This window comes from Streptomyces sp. DH-12 (genome assembly GCF_002899455.1).
GTDB lineage: Bacteria > Actinomycetota > Actinomycetes > Streptomycetales > Streptomycetaceae > Streptomyces.
In genome coordinates this window covers 6,745,088-6,760,602 of record NZ_PPFB01000001.1, presented here as the reverse complement: position 1 = coordinate 6,760,602, position 15,515 = coordinate 6,745,088, and the positions used below count along the sequence as shown (strand labels likewise).

Here is a 15,515-nt window from a genome sequence, read left to right as displayed (position 1 = left end):
GCGTGACCTCAGGCCTTGGTGCTGCCGCCCTTCCCCCACGGGTGGGGGAGCGCCACCTCGATCTCCTCCCGCAGCTCCTGGATCCTCGGGTACGAGGCGTACTCGGCGGTCAGCCGGTACATCTGGCGCAGCCGGTCCCAGGTGCGGCGCGAGGAGTTCTGGCCCATCGACACCAGGGCGAGCCGCGCGAACCGGTCGGCCTGCTCGGGATCGTCGGCGATGAAGCACGCGGAGGCCATCGACAGGAAGTCGAAGATCTTCGACCGCTGCTGGGCGTCCACCCGCAGGGCCAGCGCCTTGTCCGCGTAGTGCTGGGCGTGGACGGCCGCGCCCGGTTCGAACTCCGCGAGCGTCCGGTACGCCAGGGCCTGCATGCCGTACAGGTCCGCCTCGTTGAACAGCTGCATCCAGTCCGGCGGCGGCACGTCCCCCTTGTCGGAGACGAACAGGTCCTCGGCCTGGCCCAGGGTGCGGCGCATCGCCTGGCCCTTGCCCATGGACGCCTGCGCCCAGGCCTCGATGGTGTGGAACATGGCGCGGGTGCGGGGCAGCATCTGGTCGCCCGAGCCGGACTGGGCGAGCTTCATCAGGTCCAGTGCCTCGCCGGGCCGGCCCAGGTGCACCATCTGGCGTGCCGCGCGGGACAGCGCCTCGCCGGCGCGCGGGCGGTCGCCGCCCTCCCGTGCCGCGTGGGCGGCGATGACGAAGTACTTCTGCGCCGTCGGTTCCATGCCGACGTCGTGCGACATCCAGCCGGCGAGGACGGCGAGGTTGGCGGCGACGCCCCACAGGCGCCGCTGCAGATGGGGCGGGTGGCGGTAGGCGAGCATGCCGCCCACCTCGTTGAGCTGCCCCACGACCGCCTTGCGCTGGAGCCCGCCGCCGCGGGCGGCGTCCCAGGCCCGGAACACCTCCACGGAGCGCTCCAGTTCCTCGATCTCCTGCGACCCGATGGGGGCGGCCTCGTAGCGGTCGAACCCGGCGGGTTCGGCGTGCAGGGGATCGTGCAGGCGGGGGGCGTCTGTGGTCAGGGCCGGATCGGTGTGCAGCCAGTCGTGCATGGCGCTGCTGAGTGCGGAGCCCGCGGTGAGGGCGGCGCCCGCACCCACCAGGCCGCGTCGGTTGAGCATGAGGTCCATTCCCGTGAATTCGGTGAGGACCTCGGCCGTCCGCTCGGGCGCCCACGGCATTCCGTCGGGATGTTCCGCACTCCCGGCGCGTGGCCGTTTCCCCGTACGCCCGTGCCGGACCAGACCGAGATCCTCGATGGTCACGACACGGCCGAGACGCTCGGTGAACAGAGCCGCCAGCACCCGCGGAACCGGATCGCGCGGGATCTCTCCCATGTCGATCCACCGCCGCACCCGGGAGGTGTCGGTCGCCAGCTGCGGATGGCCCATGGCCGCCGCCCGCCGGTTGACCAGCCTCGCGAGTTCGCCCTTGGACCAGCCGGCCAGGCCGAACAGGTCCGCGAGCCGGGTGTTGGGTCGTCCGCTCACGTCAAGCCCCCAGGTTCTCGGCTGAGTTGACAGTAGCCCCGTGGGCCATGCCGGGCGACTATTCGCCAGGGTTCGCCAGGGTCCGCCAGATGGTGTGCCAGGGGCCCTCGGGTGTCGAGTAGGAACGCGCCACCACGACCCCGTCGCCGCAGGGGCATTCCCCCAGGGTGCGGCCGGGCGGCCGGGTTGGGTGGTGCGCTGACGTCGCAGGCACACGAAGGGATCTGTATCACCCATGTACGCAGCATCGTCCTCCGTGTCCGCCCCGCCCCGGCCGCTGCGTCCGCGTCCGTCGGACAGCGGCCCCTACCTCGCCCCCGCGCGGCCGGCGAACCCGGTGCTCGGCGCGGGCAACGCACGGCGCCTCGCGGGACCGGGCACCCAGCCGCTCAGCGGGAGGCTCGACCTGTCCGGCGCACAGGGCGCGCAGCTGCGCACGGCGCTCGCGTCGGTGCACCGCATCTGTCCGGAGTTCGCGCCGGTCCAGGTGCTGCGCCGCACCGGCCGGTCGGTCCTCCTGGTGGGCACCACGGGCCGCAGCACGGCGGTCGCCAAGTGCTTACTGGACCACTCCCCCGCGTGGAGTGAGCGCATCCGGCACGAAATAGCGGCATACCGCTCGTTCGTCCGGCAGCGTCCGCCCGTGCGGGTGCCCCGGCTGATCGCAGCGGATCCGGACAACTGCACGCTGGTCGTCGAGCGTCTGCCCGGACGGGTGGCTGCGCTCCAGCGGCACCCGGTGGAAGCGCCGCCCCGGGCGGACATCAGGGCGGCACTCGGCGCGATCTGCCGGCTCAACTCCTGGCGGCCGCCCGCCGGGACGTTCGACGCGCCGCTGGACTACGCGGCCCGCATCAACCGGTACCACGAGCTGGGTCTGCTCACCGACCGGGACCTCGGCGACCTGCAGAAGCTGCTGCGCGGCATCGCCCTGGCGACGGGGCGGCAGGGCATGGGACAGTTCTGCCACGGCGACGCGCTGCTCTCCAACATCCTGATCTCACCGGCCGGTCCGGTGCTGGTGGACTGGGAGCACGCGGGCTGGTACCTGCCGGGCTACGACCTGGCGACCCTGTGGTCCGTGCTCGGGGACGCGCCCGCGGCCCGGCGCCAGATCAGCCAGATCGCCCAGGCGGCGGGCCCCGCCTCGCGCGACGCGTTCCTGGTGAACCTGATGCTGGTGCTGACCCGGGAGATCCGCACCTGTGAGACGGCCGTGCAGCGTTCGATGCACGAGTCGGCGCCGGCGCCCGCGGGGGGCCGGCCGGGGGGCGTGCCGTCCGGTGAGGAGCAGCGGCTGCTGCTGCGCCGGCTGCACGACGACTGCCAGCTGGCCCGGCGGGCCGTGCGCGCCGCGGTCGGCACCCGCTGACCCGCGCGGCACGACCGTCCCGCCGACGCCCGTGCGACTGCCCGCAGGCGACGACCGCCGCGGGCAGTCGGGCCGTCACTGTCGGGCGGTCCCTCTCGGACCGCCGCTCCCGAGCCGTCCAGGAAGGGACGGCGTACGACCACGGCGCAGACGCCGCCGGGCGCGCCACCGGTGTAGACCGCTGACGCGCCGCAGGTCCCGCCACGGACCGCCACGAAACCGCGCACACCGCGATTGACAAGGGAATTCGCGCCTTCCTGGGCATGATTGACGGATCATCGGCCTGCCGGTACCACTGACGGGTCACCCGACCGTCCCCAGGAGGCTGCAGTGCGAGACCTCGCCACCGAGCCCGGCCGTGCGGCCGGGCCGTCACGACGCGCCGTCCGGGGCGCTGTGGGCGCCCTGGCCGCGGCCTCGTTGACGCTGCCCCTGCTGGGCGCGGCGCCCGACCCGGCCCCGCCGGCCACCGTCCGGCTGCAACAGGCGTTCGCCTCCGCCGCGGCCGCGTACGACGTCCCGCAGAGCGTCCTGCTGGGCGTCTCCTATCTGCAGTCCCGCTGGGACGCGCACGGGGGCGCCCCGAGCGTCACCGGCGGTTACGGGCCGATGCACCTGACCGACGCCCGCGCCGCGCTCGCCTCCGCCGGGCACCACGCGACCGGCTCCGAGGACCCGCGCGGTGACGACGCGCGTCCCGCGCTGCGCCCCTCGGAGCTCGGCCTGGACACCGCGGAGCTGCCGGACCGGCTGACCACCCTGCCGAGGGCGGCCCGGCTGACCGGCCTGAGCGCCGGGACGCTGCGCGAGGACCCGGCGGCGAACGTGGCGGGCGGCGCCGCCCTGCTGGCCGAGGCGCAGCGTCGGCTGGGCGCGCCGGCCAGTGACGACCCGGCCGACTGGTACGGGGCGGTGGCGCTGTTCTCCGGCGCCGACGACCGCGCCTCGGCGACGGCGTACGCGAACGACGTGTTCGCGGTGATCCGGGAGGGCGAGGAGCGGGTCACGGACGCCGGGCAGCGGGTCGTCCTGGACGCCCGCCCCGGCGTGGCGCCCGACACCTCGGCGCTGGACCGCGCCGGGCTGCGCCAGGGCTCCGCGGTCGGCACGGAGTGCCCGAGGACGGTGTCCTGCGAGTGGATCCCGGCGCCGTACGAGGAGTTCGGCGAGGGCGACTACGGCAACCACGACCTGGGGAACCGGCCCGCCTCGCAGCGGATCCGGTACATCGTCGTGCACGACACGGAGGGCGCCTGGGAGGGCGTCCTCCACATGGTCCAGGACCCGACCTACGTGTCCTGGCAGTACAGCCTGCGCTCCACCGACGGCCACATCGCGCAGCACGTGAAGGCCGAGGACGTCGCCTGGCACGCGGGCAACTGGTACGTCAACGCGGCGTCGATCGGCCTGGAGCACGAAGGTTTCCTCACGGACCCCGACGCCTGGTACACCGAGGCGATGTACCGGTCCTCGGCCCGGCTGGTGAGGTACCTGGCCGACAAGCACGGCATCCCGCTGGACCGGCAGCACATCCTCGGCCACGACACGGTCCCGGGCACCACCGCCGCCACCATCCCGGGCATGCACACCGACCCAGGCCCGTACTGGGACTGGCGGCACTACTTCGAGCTGCTGGGCAGCCCGCTGAAGGCCACGGGCAGGAAGGACTCCGGGGCCGTCACCATCCGGCCCGACTACGCCGCCAACCGGCCGGTGTTCACCGGCTGCGGGACCGCCGGGCAGCCCTGCGCCCCGCACGGGTCGAGCGCGGTGCGGCTGTACTCCGACCACGACGTGGACTCCCCGCTGATCAAGGACATCGGCCTCGGCTCCGCGCCGACCACCGGGGTGAACGACCTGTCCTCGCGGGTGTCCACGGGCCAGCAGTACGCGGTGGCCGACCGGTGGGGCGACTGGACCGCGATCTGGTACCTCGGCCAGAAGGCCTGGTTCCGCAACCCGGCGGAGAACCCGGTCGCCGTGCCGGCCAGGGCGAGGGTGGTCACCCCGCGCGAGGGCCTGGACTCCGTGCCCGTGTACGGGCGCGCGTACCCGGAGGCGGCGGCCTACCCGGCGGGGGTGCCGGTGCAGGCGGTGTCGGCGCTGCCGTACAGGGTGCTCGCGGGGCAGAAGTACGTGACCGGCGGCAAGGTGCCGGGCGAGTACTACTACGCGGTGACCTTCGACCCGGCCTCGCACCGGGTGGTGCGCGGCGAGGAGCAGTACTACGAGATCCAGTTCGGCCACCGGGTCGGTTTCGTGCGGGCGGCGGACGTGACGGTCTCGTCGTCGTAGCGCGGGAGCGTGCGCCATGCGGCGGGCGCCCCCGGACCGGTGCGGTCCGGGGGCGCCCGTCGTCGTCCGTGGGTGAGGTCAGCCCTGCTGGAACAGCTCCGCCGGCAGCGGCTTGAGGAGGGCGTACAGGTCGTCGGTGATCGGGCGGTCCCAGGCGGCGATGGTCACCAGGACGTTGTCGCTGCGGTCGAACTGCACGCAGGAGATCCGGCTCTCGGAGAGCTTGACGCGGCGCACGATCAGCAGATTGTCGCCCTGCATCACCGGCACCTCCTCCGTGGAGACGACGGTGACCTCCTCGTCGTTCTCCAGCGCCAGCAGCAGCTGTCCGACCTCGAAGGGCACTTCGCCCTCGGGGACGTCACGGGCCGGGGAGCCCTCGGGCAGATTGCCGATGATCATCGCGGGACCGCGGCCGCCGAACAGGTCGTAGCGCAGGAAGACGCCGTGGCAGGTTCCGTCGGGGGCGGGCAGCAGGCCCGCGCCCAGGTTGCCGGGCCAGTCGCCCGGGTCCATGGCCAGTACGTCGAAATCGGGCCCGGCGGGTGTGGCACTACGGCGGCGGAGGAACGACATGCCGCCATGGTACGTGGCCGGAACCCGGTTCGGACGGCCGGGCGGAAGCCTCCCGGCAGCCCGGCCCGGCGCCTTCCGGCTCACTCCTCCCCGGGAACGGGCGGAACGACCGCCACCGGACTGTGCGCGTGCAGCAGAACCGCCTGGGTGACCGAACCCATCATGCGGGCGGGCGCGAACAGGCGGCGGCGGTGGCGGCCCACCACGACCAGCGAGGCGTCCCGGGACCCGCCGACCAGGTGACCGGCCGCGTCGCCGGGCTCCACGGCGACCTCGGTGACGACCTCCGGGTGCCGTTCCCGGTACGGGGCGAGGAAGCCGTCGGCGAGGACGCGCGTCTCGTGCTCGATCGCCTCCTGGTCGGCCTGCGCGGGCGGCACCTCGCCGGGCAGCATCATCGTCTGCAGCGGCCACGGGTACGCGGTGACGACCCGCAGCCCGGTGCGGCGCAGGGCGGCCTCCGCGAAGGCGAAGCCGAGCGTCGCCGCGTCGGGGCCGTCGGCGTTCACCCCGACGACCACGGGGCCGTCCGGGCGGGCCGGCGCGTCCTCCTCGCCGCCGCGGCCGGGCCGGGGCACCACGACCACCGGGCACACGGCGTCACGGGCTGCGGCCAGGGAGTTCGACCCGAGCAGCAGGCTGGCGAAGCCGCCGCGGCCCCGGGAGCCGAGCACCAGCAGCCGGGCCTCCGCGCCTGCCTCGGGCAGCAGCGCGCCCGGCACGCCCTCCGTCACCACGTACTCGACGGACGGCGTGCCGCCCAGTTCGTCCACCCGGGCGCGCGCCTGTGCGAGCACCGGGTCCTCGTCCGCGCCGGGCGGCCCCGCGTCCCGCGCCTCCGGCCGGGTGCGGGGCAGGTCCGCGCGGACGTGCAGGACGCGCAGCGTCGCCCCGCGCCGCCGGGCGGCGTCCAGGGCCCACTCCAGGGCGCGCAGTCCGTCCTGGGATCCGTCCACCGCCGCGACCACCGGCTGGTCGTTCATGTGTCTCGCCTCCGGATACGGCATCGGGTCCGCGCCGTTCCCCGTGCGGTCCGGCGCGGCTCTCTGCGCATCACGTGTCCGGAAAAGCGCGCGGCACACGTCCGTGGGGCGGGGCGCGCCGCCGATCGGGTCAGGTCAGGTCGAAGTCGCCCTCGCGCGCACCCGACACGAAGGCGCCCCACTCGGCGGGGGTGAAGATCAGGGAGGGGTTCTCCGGGCGGCCACCGTTGCGCATGGCGATGAAGCCCTCCACGAAGGCGATCTGGACGTCGCCCAGACCTCTGCTGCCGGACTGCCACTGTGCGTTGCTGAGGTCCAGCTCGGGCTTGTCCCAGCCCGTGAGCGGGCGCTGCTGGGTGGTGCTGTCGGCCACGTCCGTGCTCCTCCCGGTTGCCGTCGTCCGCGGCCAGCCTAGCGATCGGTCCGTCCTGCGGACAGGCCGTGCCAGGGGGGCGGGAGGGAGTGCGGATGACGGTCGCTGGGCGGGTGCGGGGCGGTGGGGCTCGCTCGCGCGGCTCCCCGCGCCCCTCAGGGCGGTGTCGTCGCCGCGTCCTCGGATCGCGCCGTCGGAAAAGTGCAGGCCGGGCTCTTGCACCGGAGGGCGGTCGGCTGCGTTACTGGGGCCCGTGGCACACGACCGAATGATCGGTCGACGGCAGGAGGACGGGTGGAGGGAAGGTCCTGATGACTCAGGCGGCGGACCTGCTGGACCCGGCGGAGCGGCTCGACCTCGACAGTCTGCGGGTCCTCCAGCTGGAGCGGCTGCGGAACTCCTTGCGGCACGCGTACGAGAACGTGCCGTTCCACCGGGAGTCCTTCGACAAGGCGGGCGTCCACCCCGACGACTGCCGTTCGCTGTCCGACCTGTCCCGCTTCCCCTTCACCACCAAGGCGGACCTGCGGGAGAACTACCCGTACGGCATGTTCGCCGTCCCGCGCGAGCGGATCCGCAGGCTGCACGCCTCCAGCGGCACCACCGGGCGCCCCACGGTCGTCGGCTACACGGAGAACGACCTGTCCATGTGGGCCGACATGGTCGCGCGGTCGCTGCGCGCGGCGGGCGGCAGGCCCGGCGACACCGTCCACATCGCGTACGGGTACGGCCTGTTCACGGGCGGCCTCGGCGCCCACTTCGGCGCCGAACGCCTCGGCTGCACGGTGATCCCCGCGTCCGGCGGCATGACGTCACGGCAGGTCACGCTGATCCAGGACCTCGAGCCGTCGGTCATCATGGTGACCCCGTCCTACATGCTCACCCTGCTCGACGAGTTCGAGCGGCAGGGCATCGACCCGCGCTCCACCTCCCTGCGCGTGGGCGTCTTCGGCGCCGAGCCGTGGACGGAGGAGATGCGCCGGGAGATCGAGGAGCGGTGCGCGATCGACGCGGTCGACATATACGGCCTGTCCGAGGTGATCGGCCCGGGTGTCGCGCAGGAGTGCGTGGAGACCAAGGACGGGCTGCACATCTGGGAGGACCACTTCTTCCCGGAGGTCGTCGACCCGGTCACGGGCGAGGTGCTGCCCGAGGGCGAGCGGGGCGAGCTGGTGTTCACCTCGCTCACCAAGGAGGCCATGCCGGTCGTCCGGTACCGGACCCGGGACCTGACCCGGCTGCTGCCGGGCACGGCACGGGTGTTCCGGCGCATGGAGAGGGTGACCGGACGCAGCGACGACATGGTGATCCTGCGCGGGGTGAACCTCTTCCCCACGCAGATCGAGGAGATCGTGCTGCGCACCCCCGGCGTGGCGCCGCACTTCCAGTTGCGGCTGACCACGCGCGGCCGCACGGACCGGTTGACGGTGCGTGCGGAGGCCCGCCCGGACGCGGACGCGGCGGCCCGGGAGGCGGCGGCCCGGTCCATCGTGCAGGCGGTGAAGGACGGCATCGGCGTCTCGGTCGAGGCGGAGATCGTCGACCCGGAGTCGCTGGAGCGGTCGGTGGGCAAGATCCGGCGCATCGTGGACCTGCGGGAGCGGCGCGGCTGAGACCCGGCCCGGGGTGGCTCGGCCTACCGCCCGTCGGTCACGATCCGCTCGACCGCGGCCGCCACCAGCCGCTCCCGCTCCTCGGGGGCGAACACGTCCGGCAGGGTGAGCTGTTCGACGATCAGCCAGTTCAGGGCGAGGTACAGCAGCTTGACGGCCGTGGCGTCACCGGGGAGGCCGGAGCCCTCGTGGTGGCGGACGTTCGCCTCGACGTCGGCCCGGACGCGTTCGGTGAGCACGGTGCGCAGTCCGGGCCGGCGGGTGGCCTCCAGCCGCAGTTCGAGCAGGGCGAGGTAGCCGGTGCGGAACGAGGCGACACGGCCCACCAGTTCGCGCATGATCTCGGCGTACGTCTCCCGGTCCCGGCCCGCGGCACGCTGCCGCGCGACGGTCTCCTCGTCCGGCTGGAGCCGCTCGTAGACCCGGGCCCCGGCCTGGGTGAGCAGATCGTCACGCGAGGAGAAGTAGTTCGACGCGGTACCGGGGGGCACGGCGGCCTCGGTGTCCACGGCCCGGAAGGTCAGCCCCCGCGCGCCGTCCCGCGCCAGCACCTCGATCGCCGCGTCCACCAGCGCGGCCCGCCGCGTCTCGTTCCGCCGCACCACGTCCACCACTCCCCTCCACGGACCACTCCGGCCAGAGTAGTGCGGGTGGAGCGGCGGCCCTCGTACGGCCCCGCTCGCCCGTTGTCCACAGCCATTGACAACCCGCACCCCTGACACGAAAGTTTCATCTCGCGCGGCGATGTCCGGAAGTTACTTTCAGGCGGCTCGGGGCTGGACCCGGGAGGGTGGACGGATGACGGACGGCAGAGGGATCAGTCGGCGGCACGTGGGCGTGGGAGCGCTGGCGTTGGGCGGGGGGCTGGCGTTCGCCTCCTTGCCCGCGGATCCGGCGGCCGCGGCGGCCGCGGCCCGCGGGGGCGGTCGCCCGGCGCTGCGGCACGGGTCGGCGCAGCGGGCCGGGCTGCTGCCCGGTCCGCTGCGGCGACTCGTCGCCGACGCCGAGGCGTTCCTCCAGCCCTCCCCGGAACACCCCTGGTACGCGGGGGCCGTTCTGCTCGCCGGGCGGGGGCACACGGTCGCGCTGCACCAGCCCATCGGGATGGCCGTGCGCTATCAGGCGTACGACGAGGAGACCGACACCGGCGTCGAGTTCCCTGCGGAGCACCAGATACCGATGGCCGAGGACACCGTCTTCGACCTGGCGTCGGTGTCGAAGCTGTTCACCTCCGTCCTCGCCGTGCAGCAGATCGAGCGGGGCCGGCTGACGCTGGAGGCGCCGGTCGCCTCGTACCTGCCGGACTTCGGGCGGGCCGGGAAGCAGGACGTGACGATCCGGCAGCTGCTCACGCACACCTCGGGGTTCCGCGCGTGGATCCCGCTGTACGCGGCGCCGACGTACGAGGAGAAGGTGCAGCGCGTCTACGACGAGGCGCCGGCGAGCCCGCCGGGAACCGCGTACCTGTACTCCGACCTGAACCTGATCTCGCTGCAGTTCGTGCTGGAGCACGTCACCGGGCGCCCGCTGGACGTGCTGCTGCGCGAGGAGATCACCGAGCCGCTCGGCATGCGGCGCACCCGCTACAACCCTCCGGCGTCCTGGAAGCCGAAGATCGCGGCCACCGAGGACGCCCGCACGCCGTGGTCCGGGCTGGACCGGGGGCTGGTGTGGGGCGAGGTGCACGACGAGAACGCGTACAGCCTGGGCGGGGTCGCGGGCCACGCCGGTGTGTTCTCCGACGCGTGGGACCTGGCGGTCCTCGCGCGGACGCTGCTCGACGGCGGTGTCCGCGGCCGGGAGCGGATCCTGCGGCCGGAGTCGGTGGAGCTGATGTTCACCGACTTCAACACCGCGTTCCCGGGCGACGAGCACGGCCTGGGCTTCGAGCTCCACCAGCACTGGTACATGGGCGCGATGGCCACGCCCCGCACGGCCGGCCACACCGGGTTCACCGGCACGGCGCTGGTGCTCGACCCGACCACCGACTCCTTCCTCGTCGTCCTGGGCAACTCCGTGCACCCGGTGCGCAGCTGGCGGTCCGGTTCGGCGCCCCGGGTGGCCGCCGCCGACCAGCTGGCCCGCGCGGTGCCGGTGCGGCCGGCCCGGGGGCGCACGGCGTGGTTCTCGGGGATGGCGAGCGCGGCCACGGCGACCCTCGCGCTGCCGGCGCTGGACACCTCGTCCGGCGCGGCCCGGCTGAGCTGCGCGCTGTGGTGGGACACCGAACCGCGGGCCGACGTCCTGGTCCTCGAGTCCTCGGCGGACGGCGGGACGGCCTGGGAGCCGGTCCCGTTCACGACACGGCGGCGCGGCGGCGCGCCCGAGCAGCACCCGACGGGCACGGCCACCGGCTGGTCCGGCCGCGTCTGGCACGACCTCACCGCCGATCTGCCGGCCGCCCCCGGGCTCGTCGTGCGCTGGCGGTACACGACGGACCGGCTGTACGTCGGGCGCGGCGCCTACGTCGACCGGCTGCGCGTCGAGAGGGGCCGCCGCCGGCTCTTCGACGAGGCCCGCCCCGCGGACGCGGCGCGCCTGCGGGCGGAGGGCTGGAGCCGGGAGGACGGCTGAGGCCGGACCACGGCCGGCCGGGCCGTCAGTCCTGGCCGGCCTCCAGCACGGCCATCGCCGCGTTGTGCCCCGGCACCCCGCTCACCCCGCCGCCGCGCACCGCGCCCGCGCCGCAGAGCAGCACGTTGGCGTGGGCCGTCTCCACGCCCCAGCGGCCGGTGCCGTCCTGGGCGTGGGGCCAGGAGAGGTCGCGGTGGAAGATGTGGCCGCCGGGCAGCCCGAGGTCGCGTTCCAGGTCGAGCGGCGACCTGGCCTCGACGCACGGGCGGCCGTCGGCGTCCGTGGCGAGGCAGTCGGCGATCGGCTCGGCCAGGTGGGCGTCGAGCTGGGCCAGCGTCGACTTCAGCAGTTCCTCGCGCACCGCGTCGTTGTCCCGTTCGAACAGCCGCGCCGGCGTGTGCAGTCCGAACAGGGTGAGGGTCTGACAGCCCCGCGCCGCCAGGCCGGGCCCGAGGATCGACGGGTCGGTGAGCGAGTGGCAGTAGATCTCCGAGGGCGGCGCGTCGGGCAGCCGTCCCGCGGCGGCCTGGGCGTGCGCGGTGGCCAGCTGCTCGTAGCCCTCGGCGATGTGGAAGGTGCCGGCGAACGCCTCACGCGGGTCGACGGAGCTGTCGCGGAGCCGGGGCAGCCGCTCGAGCAGCATGTTCACCTTGAGCTGGGCGCCCTCGGCGGGCGGCGGGGGCGTGTCGCCGGTGAGCCGCGCCAGCTCCTTCGGGGAGGCGTTGACCAGGACGTGCCGGGCGGTGACGACGCCCTCGCCGTCGGCCGTGCGGTGGGTGACCTCGGCGGTACGGCCGTCGGTCTCGACGCGTACGGCCTGGTGGCCGGTGGCGATGACCGCGCCGGCCGCGCGGGCGGCGCCGGCGAGCGCGTCGGTGAGCGCGCCCATGCCGCCGACCGGGACGTCCCAGGCGCCGGTGCCGCCGCCGATGACGTGGTAGAGGAAGCAGCGGTTCTGCTTCAGTGAGGGGTCGTGGGCGTCGGCGAAGGTGCCGATGAGCGCGTCGGTGAGGACGACGCCGCGCACCAGGTCGTCGGCGAAGCGCTCCTCGACGGCGACGCCCAGGGGCTCCTCGAAGAGGATCCGCCAGGCCTCCTCGTCGTCCACCGTGCGGCGCAGCTCCTCACGGGTGGGCAGCGGCTCGGTGAGGGTGGGGAAGACCCGGCGGGCGACCCGGCCGGTCAGGTCGTAGAAGTCCTGCCACGCCCGGTGCTCGCGGTCGGAGCCGGTGAGCCGGACGAACGCCTCGCGGGTGCGTTCCTCGCCGCCGCCGACGAGCAGACCGGTGGGCCGGCCGTCGCGTTCGGCGGGGGTGTACGAGGAGATGGTGCGGGTGGAGAGCCGGACGTCGAGCCCCAGGTCGGTGAGGATCTTCCGGGGCAGCAGGCTGACCAGGTACGAGTACCGGGACAGGCGTGCGTCGACACCCGCGAAGGGACGGGTGGAGACCGCCGCGCCGCCGGTGTGGTCCAGCCGCTCCAGCACCAGGACGGAGCGCCCGGCACGGGCGAGGTAGGCGGCGGCGACGAGGCCGTTGTGGCCTCCGCCGACGACGACGGCGTCGTACGTCCGGGCGTCCCGAGCTGCGGTCATGATTCTTCGTAACACGTGACGATCGCCCGCGGCCAGAGGGGGTCCGGAGGACCGGGACGACCGGCCGGACCCGGCGGGGGCAAGGGACCGCGCGCCTCCGGCCGGACCCCGCCCGCGAAGCGGCGCCCCCCGCCCGTACAGCTCCGCCGCCTCTCCCGGGCGGCCCGGACCCTTCAGGCAGCGGGCCTCGTCCTCGCGGGCGGCGAGGGTGTCGGGGTGGTCCGCGCCGAACACCCGCTCCCGGGCGACGGCCCCCTCCGGTGCTCGGTGAGCGCGTGCGCCCGGTCGCCCAGCCGGCCCGGCGCGACGGCGGCCTCGCGGCGGCTGGCCAGGGCGTCCGGGTCGCCGGCGCCGGGCACCCGCTCGCGCAGGGCGGCCACCTCCCGGGACTCGGCGAGGGCGTCCGGCCCCGGACGGCTCGGCCGGGGCCGGACGGACCACGACGGAGGCGGCGTGGTCCGTCCGGCCCCGGTCTCGCCCTGCAGGGCGACGACCCGCCCGAGTGCGCACGGGGCCGGGGGCGGCCGGGGACGTGGCGGGACGGTGGGTCAGTCGAGGGTGGCGAGGAATTCGGTACAGGCCCGCGCGCAGGCGCGGCAGGCCTCCGCGGTCCGTTCCGCTCCGGGGTGCCCGTCGAAGACCTGGGCGCTCTCCAGGCACACCTGGCGGCACCACTCGACCTGCATGCGGATGGTGGCCTCGTCGGCCTGGTTCTGCTCGGACAGCACACGGCAGGTCGCGTCGCAGACCTCCGCGCACATGATGCCCTTGCGTCGTACGAGTTCCTGGTTCTCGGCGCCGTCGGGGTCCACGAGGCCGGCCCGGGTCGCGCAGGCCCGGGCGCACTCGGCGCAGGCCTGGGCGCAGGCGAACCGGTCCTCCAGGAACCGGAACAGCTCCTCCTGCGATGTCGTCGTCACACCGCGCGGGTTGCCCCCGTACGGGGCGTCAAACCCGGTCGGCCCGGCGATCCCCAGGGCTGTGCGGCGTCCCGCGGGCGGGTCCGGCGGGGGCGACCTGGTTCGGGGCGGGGACCCGGGGTACCCGCGAGGACATGATGAACGCGATGGAGACAGCCGACCTGGCGGCGGGACGCGGTGCTCTGGGCGTCGGTCTGGTGGTGGCCGGGATCGCGGTCCTGGCCCTGCTGATCGGCATGTTCCTGTTCGGCAGCCGCCGGGTCCGTAACAACGACTCGCGCCGGCCGCGGCCCGAGGAGCAGCCCCGGATGCCCGAGGGCGGTCCGGTCCGCGAGGTGCGGGAGCACCGGGAGCCGGAGGAGATGCCCCGGACCGAGGAGCGGCTGAGCCCGCACGAGCTGAAGGGCCACGGCAACGCGGGCAGCCGCACCGGCGCCGGCGAGGGGCGTCCCCGCTGGAACGAGGGCGGCGGCGGAGGCTTCGGCAGCGGCGGCCCCGGCGCCCACTGACCTCGGCGGTCCCGGCGTTCGCCGGGGCCGTCGCCGTGTCGGCCGCCTTCTCGGCCGGCTGCTCGGGAACCAGCAGGGCAGTGCCTTTCGGCACTGCCCTTTTCGTGTGTGCGGCGCCGCTGCGACCGCACCCTTCACGAGACGTGATACGGGTCACAGTGGCGTGCTGCAGCGTTTCCCCGGTCCCAGGGCCTTCTTCCAGGTGCAAGGGGTTGTACGGACACGGGGCGGTAAGGGATGCAGCGGTTTCGGGCCGACGGCTTCGACGAGTTCGTGGCCGCCCGCTGGTCGGCGCTGCTGCATGTCGCGCGTCTGCTCACCGGCGGCGACCGCCAGCGCGCCGAGGACCTGGTGCAGGAGGCCCTGGTGAAGTTGTGGTTCGCCTGGCCGAAGGTCGCCGAGCAGGCGCCGGAGGCGTACGTCCGCCAGGTGATGGTGCGGCTGGCCGCGCGGTCGGCCCGCCGCCGCTGGTGGGGTGAGCGCCCCGTGGGTGAACTGCCCGACCGGCCCGGACCGGGCGACGTGTCCGCGTCCGTCGCCGAACGCTCGCGCCTCGAAGCGGCGCTGGCCCTGCTGACGCCCCGGCAGCGGGCGGCGGTGGTGCTGCGCTACTACGAGGACCTGCCCGAGGGGCAGGTGGCGCAGACCCTCGGCTGCCCGGTCGGCACGGCCCGCTCCCACGCGTCGCGCGGCGTGGCACGGCTGCGGCAGATCCTGTCCGACTCCGCCCGGCCCGTGACGTGAGGGGAGCAGCGATGGACGACTTCGAGCGCGAGCTGACGCGCATGATGCGCGAGGGCCGGACGCCCGCCCCCTTCGAACCGGGGCAGCGGGCACGCCTGTACGAGGGCATCCGGGCCCGTCGCCGGACGCGGATGCTGGTGCGGGCGGGCGGTTCCGCCCTCGCGGTGGCCGGGCTGAGCGTCGGTCTGGCGCTGCTGCCCCGCCTCGGCTCCGGGACCGCACCGGCCGACCTGCCCCTGCCGGCGACCGGGTCGACGGCCCCCTCGCTGTCCGGCGAACCGACCGGGGCCCCGTCCGGCGCCACGGAGCCGAGCACGTCACCGCCGCCGACCCGGACGTCCGAGCCCGGCGCACCGGGCGGCCCCCCGCCGAGGGCGACCGGGCCGGTCACCACGGAACCCGGCCACGGCGGCACCCCGACCTCTCCCCCGCCGGGCGGATGACCCCGGGCGGATGACCCCGG

At 74.7% G+C, this 15,515-nt stretch carries 14 protein-coding genes; 7 read left to right on the top strand and 7 right to left on the bottom strand.

Features of this window, described 5'->3' with window-relative positions:
* Positions 1 to 8: 8 nt before the first annotated feature.
* Entirely contained in the window at positions 9 to 1,499 is a 1,491-nt protein-coding gene (locus tag C1708_RS29650) for a DNA-binding protein NsdB (RefSeq protein WP_106415567.1), read from the bottom strand.
* 235 nt (positions 1,500 to 1,734) lie between these two features.
* Between C1708_RS29650 and C1708_RS29645 the strand changes: the two genes are divergently transcribed.
* Entirely contained in the window at positions 1,735 to 2,871 is a 1,137-nt protein-coding gene (locus C1708_RS29645) for an aminoglycoside phosphotransferase family protein (RefSeq protein WP_106415566.1), read from the top strand.
* Positions 2,872 to 3,201: 330 nt separating this feature from the next.
* On the top strand, positions 3,202 to 5,166 hold the full coding sequence (locus C1708_RS29640; protein ID WP_502696097.1) for an N-acetylmuramoyl-L-alanine amidase: 1,965 nt from the start codon (positions 3,202 to 3,204) through the stop codon (positions 5,164 to 5,166).
* Positions 5,167 to 5,244: 78 nt separating this feature from the next.
* Here C1708_RS29640 and C1708_RS29635 read toward each other — a convergent pair whose 3' ends face one another.
* The 3 genes from C1708_RS29635 to C1708_RS29625 form a co-directional block, all read right to left on the bottom strand.
* The gene (locus C1708_RS29635) at positions 5,245 to 5,742 is read right to left on the bottom strand and encodes a glycosyltransferase family protein (protein ID WP_106415564.1); all 498 of its coding nucleotides are present in this window, start codon (positions 5,740 to 5,742) and stop codon (positions 5,245 to 5,247) included.
* A gap of 80 nt (positions 5,743 to 5,822) precedes the next feature.
* Positions 5,823 to 6,725, bottom strand: coding sequence for a universal stress protein (locus tag C1708_RS29630; protein WP_106415563.1), 903 nt, complete (start codon positions 6,723 to 6,725; stop codon positions 5,823 to 5,825).
* Between the two features lie 130 nt (positions 6,726 to 6,855).
* On the bottom strand, positions 6,856 to 7,098 hold the full coding sequence (locus C1708_RS29625) for a DUF397 domain-containing protein (protein ID WP_106415562.1): 243 nt from the start codon (positions 7,096 to 7,098) through the stop codon (positions 6,856 to 6,858).
* 311 nt (positions 7,099 to 7,409) lie between these two features.
* Here C1708_RS29625 and paaK point away from each other — a divergent pair, with 311 nt between their 5' ends.
* Positions 7,410 to 8,711: a phenylacetate--CoA ligase PaaK gene (paaK, locus tag C1708_RS29620; RefSeq protein WP_106415561.1), complete on the top strand. Its 1,302-nt coding sequence runs from the start codon at positions 7,410 to 7,412 to the stop codon at positions 8,709 to 8,711.
* 23 nt (positions 8,712 to 8,734) lie between these two features.
* Here the strand turns inward: paaK and C1708_RS29615 are convergent, their stop codons facing one another.
* Positions 8,735 to 9,316 carry a TetR/AcrR family transcriptional regulator gene (locus C1708_RS29615; protein ID WP_106416542.1) on the bottom strand — a complete coding sequence of 194 codons (582 nt, stop codon included), beginning with the start codon at positions 9,314 to 9,316 and terminating at the stop codon, positions 8,735 to 8,737.
* A gap of 193 nt (positions 9,317 to 9,509) precedes the next feature.
* Between C1708_RS29615 and C1708_RS29610 the strand changes: the two genes are divergently transcribed.
* The gene (locus C1708_RS29610) at positions 9,510 to 11,285 is read left to right on the top strand and encodes a serine hydrolase domain-containing protein (RefSeq protein WP_106415560.1); all 1,776 of its coding nucleotides are present in this window, start codon (positions 9,510 to 9,512) and stop codon (positions 11,283 to 11,285) included.
* Positions 11,286 to 11,310: 25 nt separating this feature from the next.
* On the opposite strand, the gene C1708_RS29605 is transcribed toward C1708_RS29610, so the two are convergent.
* Both C1708_RS29605 and C1708_RS29595 read right to left on the bottom strand, forming a co-directional pair.
* Positions 11,311 to 12,879 carry a phytoene desaturase family protein gene (locus C1708_RS29605; RefSeq protein WP_106416541.1) on the bottom strand — a complete coding sequence of 523 codons (1,569 nt, stop codon included), beginning with the start codon at positions 12,877 to 12,879 and terminating at the stop codon, positions 11,311 to 11,313.
* A 548-nt stretch (positions 12,880 to 13,427) separates the two neighbouring features.
* Positions 13,428 to 13,799, bottom strand: coding sequence for a four-helix bundle copper-binding protein (locus tag C1708_RS29595; protein ID WP_106415559.1), 372 nt, complete (start codon positions 13,797 to 13,799; stop codon positions 13,428 to 13,430).
* Positions 13,800 to 13,945: 146 nt separating this feature from the next.
* On the opposite strand from C1708_RS29595, the gene C1708_RS29590 reads away from it, so the two are divergent.
* The 3 genes from C1708_RS29590 (at position 13,946) to C1708_RS29580 (ending at position 15,495) form a co-directional block, all read left to right on the top strand.
* A complete protein-coding gene (locus C1708_RS29590) occupies positions 13,946 to 14,308 on the top strand; it encodes a DUF6479 family protein (RefSeq protein ID WP_241911356.1) in 363 nt (120 codons plus the stop codon).
* A 237-nt stretch (positions 14,309 to 14,545) separates the two neighbouring features.
* Positions 14,546 to 15,052, top strand: a complete 507-nt coding sequence (locus C1708_RS29585; RefSeq protein ID WP_106415557.1) for a SigE family RNA polymerase sigma factor — start codon at positions 14,546 to 14,548, stop codon at positions 15,050 to 15,052.
* An 11-nt stretch (positions 15,053 to 15,063) separates the two neighbouring features.
* The gene (locus tag C1708_RS29580) at positions 15,064 to 15,495 is read left to right on the top strand and encodes a cellulase (protein WP_106415556.1); all 432 of its coding nucleotides are present in this window, start codon (positions 15,064 to 15,066) and stop codon (positions 15,493 to 15,495) included.
* Positions 15,496 to 15,515 lie beyond the last annotated feature (20 nt).

Excerpts from the sequence above, each read along its gene's own strand:
- C1708_RS29635 (WP_106415564.1), bottom strand. The coding sequence starts at position 5,742 with ATGTCGTTCCTCCGCCGCCGTAGTGCCACACCCGCCGGGCCCGATTTC.
- C1708_RS29605 (WP_106416541.1), bottom strand. The coding sequence starts at position 12,879 with ATGACCGCAGCTCGGGACGCCCGGACGTACGACGCCGTCGTCGTCGGC.
- C1708_RS29590 (WP_241911356.1), top strand. The coding sequence starts at position 13,946 with ATGGAGACAGCCGACCTGGCGGCGGGACGCGGTGCTCTGGGCGTCGGT.
- C1708_RS29645 (WP_106415566.1), top strand. The coding sequence starts at position 1,735 with ATGTACGCAGCATCGTCCTCCGTGTCCGCCCCGCCCCGGCCGCTGCGT.
- C1708_RS29630 (WP_106415563.1), bottom strand. The coding sequence starts at position 6,725 with ATGAACGACCAGCCGGTGGTCGCGGCGGTGGACGGATCCCAGGACGGA.
- C1708_RS29585 (WP_106415557.1), top strand. The coding sequence starts at position 14,546 with ATGCAGCGGTTTCGGGCCGACGGCTTCGACGAGTTCGTGGCCGCCCGC.
- C1708_RS29610 (WP_106415560.1), top strand. The coding sequence starts at position 9,510 with ATGACGGACGGCAGAGGGATCAGTCGGCGGCACGTGGGCGTGGGAGCG.
- paaK (WP_106415561.1), top strand. The coding sequence starts at position 7,410 with ATGACTCAGGCGGCGGACCTGCTGGACCCGGCGGAGCGGCTCGACCTC.
- C1708_RS29580 (WP_106415556.1), top strand. The coding sequence starts at position 15,064 with ATGGACGACTTCGAGCGCGAGCTGACGCGCATGATGCGCGAGGGCCGG.